Annotated in this window: 12 protein-coding genes and 1 pseudogene; all 13 read right to left on the reverse strand. The window is 54.8% G+C overall.

The features are described from left to right. Positions 1-8: 8 nt before the first annotated feature. Entirely contained in the window at positions 9-440 is a 432-nt protein-coding gene (locus tag BHE81_RS12450) for a hypothetical protein (protein ID WP_038423060.1), read from the reverse strand. Continuing rightward, positions 440-658, reverse strand: coding sequence for a helix-turn-helix transcriptional regulator (locus BHE81_RS12455; RefSeq protein ID WP_071889574.1), 219 nt, complete (start codon positions 656-658; stop codon positions 440-442). The genes BHE81_RS12450 and BHE81_RS12455 overlap by 1 nt, the downstream gene beginning before the upstream one ends. Positions 659-748: 90 nt before the next feature. Continuing rightward, on the reverse strand, positions 749-1,609 hold the full coding sequence (locus tag BHE81_RS12460) for a hypothetical protein (protein WP_032416308.1): 861 nt from the start codon (positions 1,607-1,609) through the stop codon (positions 749-751). A gap of 90 nt (positions 1,610-1,699) precedes the next feature. Next, positions 1,700-2,953 (reverse strand): tyrosine-type recombinase/integrase, encoded by a 1,254-nt coding sequence (locus BHE81_RS12465; protein ID WP_038423059.1) that lies wholly within the window; start codon positions 2,951-2,953, stop codon positions 1,700-1,702. Positions 2,954-3,180: 227 nt separating this feature from the next. Further along, positions 3,181-4,659 carry a ribosome biogenesis GTPase Der gene (gene der / locus BHE81_RS12470; protein ID WP_004144309.1) on the reverse strand — a complete coding sequence of 493 codons (1,479 nt, stop codon included), beginning with the start codon at positions 4,657-4,659 and terminating at the stop codon, positions 3,181-3,183. 113 nt (positions 4,660-4,772) lie between these two features. After that, complete coding sequence (bamB, locus tag BHE81_RS12475; RefSeq protein ID WP_002913889.1) at positions 4,773-5,951, reverse strand: outer membrane protein assembly factor BamB; 1,179 nt, start codon at positions 5,949-5,951, stop codon at positions 4,773-4,775. 10 nt (positions 5,952-5,961) lie between these two features. Then, on the reverse strand, positions 5,962-6,582 hold the full coding sequence (locus tag BHE81_RS12480) for a YfgM family protein (protein ID WP_002913890.1): 621 nt from the start codon (positions 6,580-6,582) through the stop codon (positions 5,962-5,964). A 34-nt stretch (positions 6,583-6,616) separates the two neighbouring features. After that, complete coding sequence (hisS, locus tag BHE81_RS12485; RefSeq protein ID WP_004149335.1) at positions 6,617-7,891, reverse strand: histidine--tRNA ligase; 1,275 nt, start codon at positions 7,889-7,891, stop codon at positions 6,617-6,619. A gap of 91 nt (positions 7,892-7,982) precedes the next feature. Continuing rightward, on the reverse strand, positions 7,983-9,104 hold the full coding sequence (ispG, locus tag BHE81_RS12490) for a flavodoxin-dependent (E)-4-hydroxy-3-methylbut-2-enyl-diphosphate synthase (RefSeq protein ID WP_002913892.1): 1,122 nt from the start codon (positions 9,102-9,104) through the stop codon (positions 7,983-7,985). Between the two features lie 26 nt (positions 9,105-9,130). Next, entirely contained in the window at positions 9,131-10,126 is a 996-nt protein-coding gene (rodZ, locus tag BHE81_RS12495) for a cytoskeleton protein RodZ (protein ID WP_004149336.1), read from the reverse strand. A 276-nt stretch (positions 10,127-10,402) separates the two neighbouring features. After that, the gene (locus BHE81_RS12500) at positions 10,403-11,569 is read right to left on the reverse strand and encodes a bifunctional tRNA (adenosine(37)-C2)-methyltransferase TrmG/ribosomal RNA large subunit methyltransferase RlmN (protein WP_002913894.1); all 1,167 of its coding nucleotides are present in this window, start codon (positions 11,567-11,569) and stop codon (positions 10,403-10,405) included. A gap of 483 nt (positions 11,570-12,052) precedes the next feature. After that, positions 12,053-12,484 (reverse strand): nucleoside-diphosphate kinase, encoded by a 432-nt coding sequence (gene ndk, locus BHE81_RS12510; RefSeq protein ID WP_004144312.1) that lies wholly within the window; start codon positions 12,482-12,484, stop codon positions 12,053-12,055. A 160-nt stretch (positions 12,485-12,644) separates the two neighbouring features. Next, positions 12,645-12,982: pseudogene (locus BHE81_RS28735) on the reverse strand (penicillin-binding protein 1C); the annotation flags it as partial.

Consider the following 12,982-nt stretch of genomic DNA (forward strand, 5'->3'; position numbering starts at 1 on the left):
CGGCTCCGTTATGCGGCGGTGAGGTTGTCCGGGTAGAGATTCAGAATGTCGGTGATATCCTGCTCAGAAAGGCCGTAATAACCACCAGCGGCAGCATTGCTGTTTACCAGTTGAATAACTTTTAGAACGTCACCGCGCCCGGTAAAACGGTACCGGAGGTGTGAGCCGATACCGTCGGGATTCTTTTCGTCCGTGCGCTCAAGGAGGATATCAAGGCGGCGCTCTAACTCGCTGGCATAATTACGGCCAGACGACAGGTGGCAATGGCGCAGGATATCATTCTCTGTCCACCCACCGGTCCCGCAGCGCAGCATGTAGGTGCGAGCACGGTGTTTCTTCGGAGTGCGTCTTGAGGCTTGAACGGTGTTGGCTGGTGGCGTAACATCAGATCCGCGATGATCTATGTTAGCCGCCTGTAAAGGGCGGTTTTCTTTTTGCATCAGGCCACCTTCCCGCGACGTTCAGTTAGCCAGTTGTTAATTTCAACAGCATCGAATGCGGTAACATTTTCTGTGAGCTTAATCGGACGTGGGAGTGTGCCATTTTTAACCCAGCGATCAATGGTAGGCATAGATACGCCAAGAAGCTCTGGTAAACGGAAACGGCGAATGTATCCAGTGGTTGGAATGGTAGATGGTTGTTTATTACTTGCTCTCATTAGTCCCATAACTCCTGTGATAGCTCTTGAAGTTATGGGCATTAAAAATCAAATGAACGCGTCTCTGTTCCAAATTTGAAGTAATTTGTTCTAAATTTTGAAATACTTTTCAAGAGTAGCCGAAGACGGCGGTGCGACATCAATGAATTCACCTTTCGCATGTTTTTTGTCGAAAAAATCAACAATGCGTTTATGCCTGTCATGGACACTAGTTCTCATAACCTTATCTCCTAGCTCTGGTACAGAACGTATCAACACACTAATAAAATCGCCTATTTTATTAGCATTAACCTTATGCTCGATTATTTCTTCTTGATTGAAGCTTTCCTCATAATTATAAACCCCATTAATGCCTGTATTCGTCTCTAGTTTTTTTCCACCAGACTTAAGGAGTTCAATTTCATCCTTAGTTATGAGTAGATCAGTCAATTTTAAATCAACCGATTCATAATCACGAACCTCAAATCCCATCAAAATATAACCTTCAGTTTTTTCAAACACTTTGGAACGAGGAACCTCAAACTCAAAAACACTTATAACAGCGTCTTCAGAAATCAATAATTCAATTTCATTTTCATAAATATCCCTTTGTTTCAAAGCTAAAAAACCCTCAAGCTTGTGATCCACCTTCCTATCTGTTTTTTTGTTAAAAGATTCAACAACTCTTATATAGTCTGATAAATAAACACCTTGAACATAATCGAACGCAGTAGCAACATTACTTTCACATTCAAAATCATATTCACTTAAAATATTTAAACCAGGAGAAGACACCTCTTCCTCTTCACCTGTTTCTTCGTTTAAGATAAAACAGCAAAATCCATTTTCAGGAAACTTCACGCAAAGTTGAAGTAACCCTATCGCAGCATAATGAATTAAATCATCTACCTCACACCCCAATTCGATTCCAGCCTTTTGCAAGGTGTAATATTTTCTTTCCGGCAGAGCCATAGCATTACCTCTAACACAATATTTGATTGCTAAGTGAGCCAAGTGATGAGATATGCTAACGCCTCATTCATTTAGACTCGTTAATACCTGTTATTTGAGTTGTATGATAGGCGTCACGTTGTAATCTTCTCCGCACTCCAGAGCCACTAGCAAATTGGCCCATTGCGCCAGCGCAGCTTTGCGTTCGTCAAAGTATTGATGCCTGTTATAGATGCCCTCTATCCCGGGTATTTTGTGGTTAAGGCAACGCTCGGCTATCACCGGGTCAATGCCTATCGCGGCCATCTGGGTGCGCATGGTGCGCCGCAGGTCGTGGATACTGAACGGCTCAACGTCAGCCATTTCTTTCAACACAGATGGCATAACCATATTCAACGTGGCCCGGCTAACGTGAGCTGTAGTCCTTGCCCGTCTAGCGGGAATTAACCAACGGCTGTCGCCAGCGAAAAGCCGAATCTCTTTAATCCATTCGATCACTGGCGTCGGCAGCGGGATATCGATGTCATCACCATTCTTTGCCCGCGAGCCCGGGAGATGCCACACCTCGTTATCAAGGTCGAACTCCGACCATTCGGCGGCACAGAGTTCCATTTTGCGCACCCCAAGCGCCAGAATAATCTTGAACGTCAGCTCATTCTCTCTGCTGATTCCGCGCCCGCGGCGTAGCGCCTTGAAGAACATAATCAGCTCATCACGGCTTAACGCACGTTTGCGCCCCTGCTCTTTCCCACCCGCGTCTTTCGAGCCAAATGATATGGCTGGGTTCACCTCAATCATTCCACGCACCACGGCGTAATCAAACAGGCGCTTGAGCATGCGAAGTACATCATTAGCTACCGTGGGAGATCCGCGCTCTAAAACATCCTGCAGGACGCTATCAATGTGCCGCGGGCGAACGTCCTCTACCTTCATCTTCCCGATCAGGGCTACGATATTCTTCTGCAGGCTGCTACGGAAAAGCTCCGGGTGTTTGTAGGAGGTTTCAATCTGGCGGGTGTAATACTCCGCTGCGAGCTCTGAAACGTGTATGGCGTTCTTCTCGGCCTCAATCTTCGCTATTGCCTCAGCTTTGCGCTCCTGCTTCTCTGCGGCTACGTCATACCCGAGCGCTACCCGTGCGGATAGCTCTTTCGCTATATCTCGGGCTTTTGCCAGTGAGAAATCGGAATAAGAACCGATCATCATGGTGCGAGCTTTCCCCACCAGCTTGTACCGAAACCGCCAAAAAGGAGTTTTATCCTCTTTTCGAAACCTCAGATATAGGCCGTCGCCATCGGCCCGCCCCTCGAATCGTTCCCCGCTCTTAATCCACGCGCGGATCTGCATGTCTGTGAGTTTTGGCATGTGCCGACACCTGAAAACCTTACTGTTATCCGGTTGGGTACACAGTGAAAGGTACCCAAAATGATTGGAGGCATACCCAAAATCACAGGTTTGCATTATGGGCACACCTCTGTGTACATGCCAATCATGCGCTTTGTTGCGTCTTTATGATAGCCCATGATACCAAAAAAGCCCGACATCTGCGGGCTTTGGGGGTTTCATGCTGGTGGGTAAATCGTCCTGATAGCTTATTTGCTTTTCTTGATATGCTTGATCAAGCGCTTACGTTTACGCATCTGGTTCGGCGTCAGGGTGTTACGCTTGTTAGCGAACGGGTTTTCCCCTTCCTTGAACTGGATCCGGATTGGCGTGCCCATCACGTCCAGGGATTTACGGAAGTAGTTCATCAGATAGCGCTTGTAGGAATCCGGCAGATCCTTGACCTGGTTACCGTGGATCACCACGATAGGCGGGTTGTAGCCCCCGGCGTGGGCGTATTTCAGCTTCACGCGACGGCCACGCACCAGCGGTGGCTGATGATCTTCCGCCGCCATGTTCATGATCCGGGTCAGCATCGCGGTGCTTACGCGGCGCGTAGCGCTGTCGTAGGCTTCGCGTACCGATTCAAACAGGTTGCCGACGCCGCTGCCGTGCAGGGCGGAGATGAAGTGCACCCGGGCAAAGTCGATAAAGCCCAGACGATAGTCGAGGGTCTCCTTCACCTGCTCCTTCACTTCCTGACTGAGGCCATCCCACTTGTTAACGACGATCACCAACGAACGGCCGCTGTTGAGGATAAAGCCCAGCAGCGAGAGGTCCTGGTCGGAGATCCCTTCGCGAGCATCGATCACCAGCAGCACGACGTTGGCGTCTTCAATCGCCTGCAGCGTTTTGATCACCGAGAACTTTTCCACTACGTCGGTGATTTTCCCGCGTTTGCGCACCCCAGCGGTATCGATGAGCACGTATTCGCGCTCGTCACGCTGCATCGGGATATAAATGCTGTCACGGGTGGTGCCCGGCATATCGTAAACCACCACGCGATCTTCACCGAGGATGCGGTTGGTGAGGGTTGATTTACCGACATTAGGACGCCCGACAATCGCCAGCTTGATCGGCAGATCCTGCGGATTGAAGTCGTCTTCCGGCTCTTCTTCCGCTTCGCCATTCTGCTCGGCTTCGAATTTCGCCCAGTATTCGGCGTCTTCATCCACTTCTTCCTGCGGATTAACCTCATCGACCCATGGCAGCAGGGCCTGCTCCAGCAGGCTGGTCACGCCGCGGCCGTGCGAAGCGGCAATCGGATAGATATCGCCCAGGCCGAGCGACCAGAAGTCCGCCATTGCCTGGTCGACGTCGATGCCGTCGGTTTTGTTAGCCACCAGGAAGGTGGGCTTTTCACGAGAGCGCAGGTGTTTAGCGATCGCGATGTCCGCCGGCATCAGGCCCGCGCGCGCATCGACCATAAACAGCACCACATCGGCCTCTTCGATTGCCAGCAGCGACTGCTCCGCCATCCGGGTTTCCACGCCCTCTTCCGTACCATCAATACCACCGGTATCGATACAGATGAATTCGCGGCCTTCGACTTCGGCCCGACCGTACTTACGGTCACGAGTCAGCCCCGGGAAATCCGCAACCAGCGCATCACGAGTGCGCGTCAGGCGGTTAAAGAGCGTGGATTTTCCAACGTTAGGGCGCCCGACAAGCGCGACCACAGGTATCATGTTAAATGCCTCATACAATCACTAAGCAACATCGTCTTAACGACGTTTTTAAAAAAGTCAAAACGGCCCCTGTCTGCCAGGGGCCGTTTCTTAATCACTCACGACAGCGGTAATTAACGCGTAATCGCGTACAGCGTACCGTCTTTCGCCTGGATCAGCAGTCGACCATCGGCAACCACCGGGTCGGTCAGGAAGCCGGAACTATCGACTTTCTGCTGCGCCACAAAATGGCCATCTTCCGGATTAACCCAGTGCATGTAGCCTTCGCTATCGCCGACGACCAGATTGCCATTATACAACACCGGCGCGGTCAGCAAACGGTGCAGCAGATCGCTTTGCGTCCACAGGGTTACACCGCCGTCGGTGGTCAGTGCCAGCAGGCGATCGTTCTGGTCAACCAGGTAGATACGGTTACCATCGACGATGAAATCATTCACCGAACCCAGCTCGCGTTTCCACATAATCTGGCCGCTACGCAGGTCCAGCGCGGTCAGGTTGCCGTTATAAGCCAGCGCATAAACCACACCGTTAACGATGATCGGCGTCGTGTCGACGTCGTTCAGGCGGTCAATTTCCGTCGGGCCGGTGGCCGTAGAAATACGCTGCTGCCAAATCATCTGCCCCTGCTGCATCAATACTGCACTGACGCGGCCGTTGTCGCCGCCGACGATCGCCGCGCCGTAGGCGGTCGCAGGCGCAGACTCGCCGCGCAGGGAGAGCGCCGGCATATCGAGGTTAACGGTCCACTTCACGGCCCCATCGGTCTCGTTTAGCGCCTGCAGCTGGCCGTTGCTGGTATGCACCAGCACCATGCCATCGCTCACCACCGGACGCGACAGCGCCTCGCCGGCGACACGGGTTTGCCAGGCCACGGTACCATCGCTGGTATTCAGCGCATAAAGCTGCGCTTTCTCGCTGCCGATATAAACATGGCCGCCAGAGACGGTCACCCCGCCGGAAAGCAGCGCTGGCGTGCGCGAGAACCAACCATCTTTCTCCGCCAGATTCACCGACCACACCTCTTTGCCGTCGTCGGCGTTCAGCGCTTTGACGGTGCCTTTACGGTCAGCAGCATACACTACGCCGTCGGCAAAGGCCGGATGAAGGTTAGAGTAAAATTCGCCGATACCATCGCCAACCGAGGTGCTCCAGGACGTGGACGGCGTAAACTGGTTTTCTACCGTCGGCAGCGGTGACATTTTCACCACATCTTCTTCGCTATTAAACAGCGAACACCCGCTCAGCAAGGTAACGGAAAGCAGCCCTGGCAACAGTAATTTACGCAATTGCATCGAGTCCCTCTCAGATGGACAAATTATTCATTTTCATACGCATCATTTCGCTGAGCGCAGGAGAAGCATCGCTTTTCACGCCAGCTTCCCACGCCGCACGGGCCCCTTGCTTATCGCCTTTGCTCAACAGAATTTCGCCGCGCAAATCGGCCACAATGGCGGTCCAGCCCTCACCTTTGATGCTGTCGAGGGTTTTCAGCGCCGCATCAGCCTGTTTCATTTGCAGCTGAACGCGGGCCAGACGCATACTGATAACCGATTTCAGATTATCATCAGATGCGGCCGCCAGCCCCTGCTGCAGCTGCTTTTCAGCGTTCGGCAGATCGTTCTGTTCAACAAAATGCTGTGCCAGCTCGAGAGAGGCGAAGGCGCCGTAGGTATTTTTATTGTCAGCCGCGAATTTCTCCGCCCCTGACAGCACTTCTGGCGTATTCGATTTCAGCGCGGAAGTCGCCTTCTCGTAAGCCAGCGACGCGTCTCTGGCCGTATCCTGCTGATGGGAGGTCCAATAGCGCCAGCCAACCAGCGCGCCAATCCCTAAAATCACCCCGACCGCCAGCGCTTTGCCGTTTTCGGCAAAGAAGCGCTTCAGCGCATCGACCTGATCGTTCTCGTTGTTAAAAGTTTCCACGCAGTCCTTCTCCTGACTAATAATTCCCGGGAGATTAACCCAGAAGTGTGCGCAAATGCGCGGCAACGCTCTCCTGCGTTACGGTAGTTTGCTCACCTGAGCGTAAATCCTTCACTACCACGTTTCCGTCAGCGATCTCTGACTCACCGACCACCAGCGCGACGCGCGCCCCCCACTTGTCAGCGCGGGCGAACTGCTTCTTAAAGTTGCCGCCGCCGTGGTTGGTCATCAGCTTCACGCCGGGCAGCGCATCGCGAACCTGCTCAGCCAGACGCATTGCAGCAGACTGAGTATCGGTCCCGGAGGCTACCAGGTATATATCGACAACAGGATCGGCTTTAAATTCCGGATTCACTGCCTGGACCAGTAAAACAAGACGTTCCAGCCCCATGGCAAAACCCACGCCCGGGGTAGCGCGACCGCCCAGCTGCTCAACCAGGCCGTCGTAACGACCGCCGGCGCAGACGGTGCCCTGGGAACCAAGGCTGGTGGTCACCCACTCGAACACGGTGCGGTTATAGTAATCAAGGCCGCGCACCAGGCGCTGGTTGACGGTGTAGCGGATCCCGGCATCGTCAAGCAACGCGCACAGGCCGGCAAAGTGGGCTTTCGACTCTTCGTCAAGATAATCGCCGAGCGCCGGCGCGTCGTTGAGCAGCGCCTGCACGTCCGGGTTTTTGGAGTCCAGCACCCGCAGCGGGTTGGTATACATCCGGCGTTTACTGTCTTCATCCAGTTTATCGGTAAACTGCTCCAGGTATGCCACCAGCGCGTCGCGGTAGTTGGCGCGCGCTTCCAGCGAACCGATGGAGTTCAGCTCCAGGCTGACGTGCTCGGAGATGCCCAGCTCACGCCACCAGCGCGCGGTCAGCATAATCAGCTCCGCGTCGATGTCCGGGCCCTGCAGGCCAAACACTTCGGCGCCGATCTGATGGAACTGGCGGTAGCGACCTTTCTGCGGGCGCTCGTGACGGAACATTGGCCCGACGTACCACAGACGCTGTTCTTGATTGTACAGCAGACCATGTTCGATGCCGGCACGTACGCAGCCCGCCGTCCCTTCCGGACGCAGCGTCAGGCTGTCGCCATTGCGGTCTTCGAAGGTATACATCTCTTTTTCAACCACGTCGGTCACTTCGCCGATCGCGCGTTTGAATAACGGGGTCTGCTCTACAATCGGCAAACGGATTTCGCTGTAACCGTAGCTACCGAGCACCTGCTTCAGTGAGCCTTCAATGCGCTGCCAGAGAGCGGTTTCGCCCGGCAGATAATCGTTCATGCCACGGATGGCTTGAATGTTCTTTGCCACGTTTATTCTCTTTATATATACAAAAATGAACCCCGGCGCCTCGCGCCCGCAGGTTCAATCATACACGGGAAGCGTATCGCTTCCCAACACGTTATTTTGCTTCAACCTGTTGAACGTCAATCCGACGGGCTTCATCGAGCATCGAGGCTTTGGCGCGGATCCGCGCTTCCAGCTGGTCGATCATGTCGTTGTTGTCCAGGCGATCTTTACGCACGCCGTCTTCATACAGGCCGCTTTTCTTGTTGCCGCCGGTGACGCCAAGGGTGGAGACCAGCGCTTCGCCCGGGCCGTTCACCACGCAACCGATGATCGAAACATCCATCGGGGTGATGATATCTTCCAGACGCTGCTCCAGAGCATTCACCGTACCGATAACGTCAAACTCCTGGCGTGAACAGGTCGGGCAGGCGATAAAGTTAATGCCGCGGGAACGAATACGCAGAGATTTGAGGATATCGAAGCCGACCTTGATCTCTTCCACCGGATCCGCCGCCAGCGAGACGCGCAGCGTATCGCCGATCCCCTCGGACAGCAGTAGTCCCAGACCGATCGCCGATTTTACCGCGCCGCTGCGCGCGCCGCCCGCTTCGGTGATCCCAAGATGCAGCGGCTGATCGATCTGTTTCGCCAGCAGACGATAGGATTCCACCGCCAGGAAGACATCGGAGGCTTTAACGCTGACTTTAAACTGATCGAAGTTCAGACGATCGAGATGATCGACATGACGCATGGCGGATTCGAGCAGCGCCTGCGGCGTCGGCTCGCCATATTTTTCCTGCAGATCTTTTTCCAGCGAGCCGGCGTTGACGCCGATGCGGATCGGGATGTTTTTATCGCGAGCGCAATCTACAACCATGCGGATGCGCTCTTCGTTGCCAATGTTGCCCGGGTTGATACGCAGGCAGTCGACGCCATATTCCGCCACTTTCAGCGCAATACGGTAGTCAAAGTGGATATCGGCGACCAGCGGGACGTTAACCTGCTGTTTGATAAGTTTGAACGCTTCAGCAGCGTCCATCGTCGGAACAGAGACACGGACAATGTCCGCGCCTACGCGCTCTAACGCTTTGATTTGATTTACGGTCGCCGCCACATCGGTGGTGCGCGTATTGGTCATTGACTGAACGGCGATGGGAGCCCCATCGCCAATTGGCACATTACCAACGTAAATACGTTTAGATTTTCTACGTTGAATCGGAGCCTGGTTATGCATGAAAAATCTCCCGCGTTACCCGTCTGTTACTGCGCCGGTGATGATTCGGCATTGAGGGTCAGACGCGCAACCTGGTTAGTTCTGATAAAACGACTTAAATCGACAGGCTTGCCCAGATACTGGATCTGTACCGCGGCCGGGGCGCCAATTTTCAGCTTATACGGCGCCTGACCGCTCAGGTTCAGGTTACCGCCTTTACGCTGCAGGCCGCTGAACAGTTTTTTACCGGTGGCATCGCTCACTTCCAGCCAGCAGTCGGCGGAAAAGTTCATCACCAGATCCTGCGCCGACGCCGCCGGAGTCGTGACGTTCGCCTGATCGGTCGGCAACGGCGAGGCTGGGGTGGTAGCCGGAGCTGCCGGCGTCGTCCCCGCGGTATCGACATTGGCCTGGGAAGGGGCCACGACAGCGTTATTATCCGCTGGCGTCTGGGCCGGCGCGCTGGTGGTCGGTGCGCTGGCGGTATCGGTTGGCGCGCTGTTCGCGGCGCTATCGGCGGTCGGGGCTGCAGGGGCGCTGGTATCCAGCGGCACGTTCTGGCTGTTGGCGTCGCCGCCGTTCAGCTCAGCGGAAGACTGATCGGCCATGGTCGAAATCTCTTCCTGCTGCGCCTTATGGTCTTGCCACCACCAGGCGCCGCTCAGACCGATAACCACAAACAGCACCAGCCAGGTGAAGCTCATCAGCCAGCCGTCGCGCTTTTTGCGGCGCTTGCCTAAAGAGAAACTCTGCATTGGCGCGACTTTCGCCGCGCGGATGGGCGCCTGCTTGGCCATCATCGGCAGCAGCTCGTCTTCTGGAATATGTACGAGGCGAGCGTAGGAGCGGATGTACCCGCGCAGGAAGGTGGAGGCGAGGTCGGCGGGGGCCTTATCGTCTTCAATATCACGAACCGTGGACACCTTCAGGCATAAGCGTTCGGCCACCGCTTGCTGGCTAAGTCCGAGTTGTTCGCGGGCGTGACGCAGACGCGCGCCCGTGGTGTTTGCTTCTTGATGATCTTGAGTGGCTTCAGTATTCATTCGCTACAACTACTGGTACGTGAAATTTAAAGTTCAGCGCGGGAAAAAGCCGGCGCCGCGAGACATCTGTGCTACGTCAGCCTCACAGTATAGGACTGTCAGCCGCGCGATCACAGAGACGAATCAAAATTGAATGCTAAGCGGTTGTTGTGCCGCTACATACTGCCTCAAAGTCGACAAAAACGCACCGTAATTATTAACCGAATCAGCGTATTTCGCCTGGCTATCGGCCATAAATATGACCCGTGCCGCCTGCGCTGCACGGGTCATCATTTGTCAGACCGCTTTTACGTCAATCGCTTCGCCCTGCATCCGCTTACGCAGCGTACGCTTGGTACGGTCAATGACGTCTCCCGCCAGCTGGCCGCAGGCGGCATCGATATCGTCGCCGCGCGTTTTACGCACGATGGTCGTAAAGCCGTACTCCATCAGGACTTTGGAGAAACGGTCGATGCGGCTGTTGGAGCTGCGGCCATACGGCGCGCCCGGGAACGGGTTCCATGGGATCAGGTTGATCTTGCACGGCGTATCTTTCAGCAGCGCCGCCAGCTCATGGGCGTGCTCGGTGCCGTCGTTGACGTGATCCAGCATCACGTACTCGATGGTCACCCGGCCCTGGTTGGCGTTGGACTTCGAAATATAGCCGCGCACCGAGTTGAGGAACGTCTCGATGTTGTACTTTTTGTTGATCGGGACGATTTCGTCACGAATGGTGTCGTTCGGCGCGTGCAAGGAGATCGCCAGCGCAACGTCGATCATATCGCCGAGTTTATCCAGCGCCGGCACCACGCCGGAGGTAGACAAGGTCACACGACGCTTGGAAAGGCCAAAGCCGAAATCGTCGAGCATGATTTCCATCGCCGGAACGACGTTGTTGAGGTTCAGCAGCGGCTCGCCCATGCCCATCATTACTACATTGGTAATGGGACGCACGCCGGTGGTCTTCACCGCGCCGACGATCTTCGCCGCGCGCCAGACCTGGCCGATAATTTCGGATACCCGCAGGTTGCGGTTAAAGCCCTGCTGGGCGGTGGAGCAGAATTTGCACTCCAGCGCGCAGCCTACCTGGGAGGAGACGCACAGGGTGGCGCGGTCTTCTTCCGGGATATAGACGGTCTCGACGCGCTGATCGCCAACGGCAATCGCCCATTTAATGGTCCCGTCGGTTGAGCGTTGCTCTTCAACCACTTCCGGGGCGCGGATCTCCGCCACTTCTTTCAGTTTACTGCGCAGGACTTTGTTGATGTCGGTCATCTCATCAAAGTCGTCGCAGCAGTAGTGATACATCCATTTCATCACCTGATCGGCGCGGAAAGGCTTCTCGCCCATGTTTTTGAAAAACTCGCGCATCTGCTGACGGTTTAAATCCAGCAGGTTGATTTTGGCATCTTTGTTCGGCACCGTCAGAGCGGCGGTATCAGGCGTGACAATTTGTTCAGACATAATATTTTCCGGCCTCGTTATTACACGTTATGGCCCCAGGTGGGTTGAAAAAGAAACGCCCCGGAGAGCGACTGCTCGTCCAGGGGCGCTATATTCTACAAATTCTGGCGCATCATTGCCACGTTTGCACAAGGCAATGAAAAAAAATCTGTAACTGACTGCTCAATCCTCTAAGGCTTTTCGATTGTCGCAAGGCGGCAAGCAAGTGACAAATTCGTCGGGAACGAATTTGACCAGCCGTAGGCTGGCCTCCGGTGAGAGGCAGGAGCCTCTCATTAATCCCCGGGAGCATAGATAACTATGTGACCGGGGTGAACGCGCGCAGCCGACGCCGCGACGGTCGAAAAGACGAGGTTTGTATCTCCAAAGTATTTCAGGTCACAGCGAGACGGCGAGTTCGCAAATCCCCGGGAGCATAGATAACTATGTGACCGGGGTGCGCGAAGGAAGCCAACAATGCTGTGGCGTGAAAGACGCAGGAGATTAGCGAGTGCGCGGGCAAACCTCGCCTTCAGCAAAGAAGAACGCGATTTCGCGGGCAGCGGATTCTACAGAGTCAGAACCGTGGGTGCCGTTCTCGGTGAAGCTGTCAGCGTAGTCAGCGCGCAGGGTACCCGCCAGGGCGTTTGCCGGATTGGTGGCGCCCAGCAGGTCACGGTGACGCTGTACCGCATTTTCGCCTTCCAGAACGGAAACCACGATCGGGCCGGAGGTCATGAACTCAACCAGACCGTCGAAGAACGGGCGACCTTCGTGCTCAGCATAGAAACCACGAGCCTGTTCAACGGTCAGGTGCAGCATTTTGGTGCCGACGATTTTGAACCCTGCAGCTTCAAAGCGGGAAAAGATGCTGCCAATAACGTTTTTTGCCACCGCGTTTGGTTTGATGATGGAAAAAGTACGTTCAATAGCCATGATTACCTCTAATTAAATGTTCTGTTGTTGCACATACGATTGTATGGCCTGGCGCGCATTATAATGAGCATCCCCGCCCCTGCCTACGGATGAAGGTAACATTTTGTTAAAATAAGATGAGTATTGAAAACACAAACCGCCAACAACAAATTTACCCTGGTTATTGCAGGGTAAAGCTGGCGGCTGCCGTCTGACCCGCTTCATCCATCACTACCAACTGCCACTCGCCGGGTTTATCCAGCATTAGCGTGGTTCTTGCGCCGGCGGCCTCTAACGGTTCGCCATTAATAAACCACCAGCGCCGCCCCTCCCCACCGCTGGTTTGTAGCGGCAACATCACCCGCGCCTCACCCGGGAGACGTTTTATCACCGCCCCATCACGGATGCCGGACAGCACCAGCGGCGCGGTATCCTGAGTCTGTAACGGCGGGCATGACTCCGATGCCGGTCCCAGGCGCGCGCGCCGCCTTTCGCTGGCTGGCAGCCAGGGATCCAGCG

This window comes from Klebsiella sp. AqSCr (assembly GCF_008452795.1).
GTDB classification, from domain to species: Bacteria; Pseudomonadota; Gammaproteobacteria; order Enterobacterales; family Enterobacteriaceae; genus Klebsiella; species Klebsiella pneumoniae.

Bases quoted from the DNA above. Each gene is read 5' to 3' on its own strand.
- BHE81_RS12450 (WP_038423060.1), bottom strand. From the start codon at position 440: ATGCAAAAAGAAAACCGCCCTTTACAGGCGGCTAACATAGATCATCGC.
- BHE81_RS12455 (WP_071889574.1), bottom strand. From the start codon at position 658: ATGAGAGCAAGTAATAAACAACCATCTACCATTCCAACCACTGGATAC.
- BHE81_RS12460 (WP_032416308.1), bottom strand. From the start codon at position 1,609: ATGGCTCTGCCGGAAAGAAAATATTACACCTTGCAAAAGGCTGGAATC.
- BHE81_RS12465 (WP_038423059.1), bottom strand. From the start codon at position 2,953: ATGCCAAAACTCACAGACATGCAGATCCGCGCGTGGATTAAGAGCGGG.
- der (WP_004144309.1), bottom strand. From the start codon at position 4,659: ATGATACCTGTGGTCGCGCTTGTCGGGCGCCCTAACGTTGGAAAATCC.
- bamB (WP_002913889.1), bottom strand. From the start codon at position 5,951: ATGCAATTGCGTAAATTACTGTTGCCAGGGCTGCTTTCCGTTACCTTG.
- ispG (WP_002913892.1), bottom strand. From the start codon at position 9,104: ATGCATAACCAGGCTCCGATTCAACGTAGAAAATCTAAACGTATTTAC.
- rodZ (WP_004149336.1), bottom strand. From the start codon at position 10,126: ATGAATACTGAAGCCACTCAAGATCATCAAGAAGCAAACACCACGGGC.
- BHE81_RS12500 (WP_002913894.1), bottom strand. From the start codon at position 11,569: ATGTCTGAACAAATTGTCACGCCTGATACCGCCGCTCTGACGGTGCCG.
- ndk (WP_004144312.1), bottom strand. From the start codon at position 12,484: ATGGCTATTGAACGTACTTTTTCCATCATCAAACCAAACGCGGTGGCA.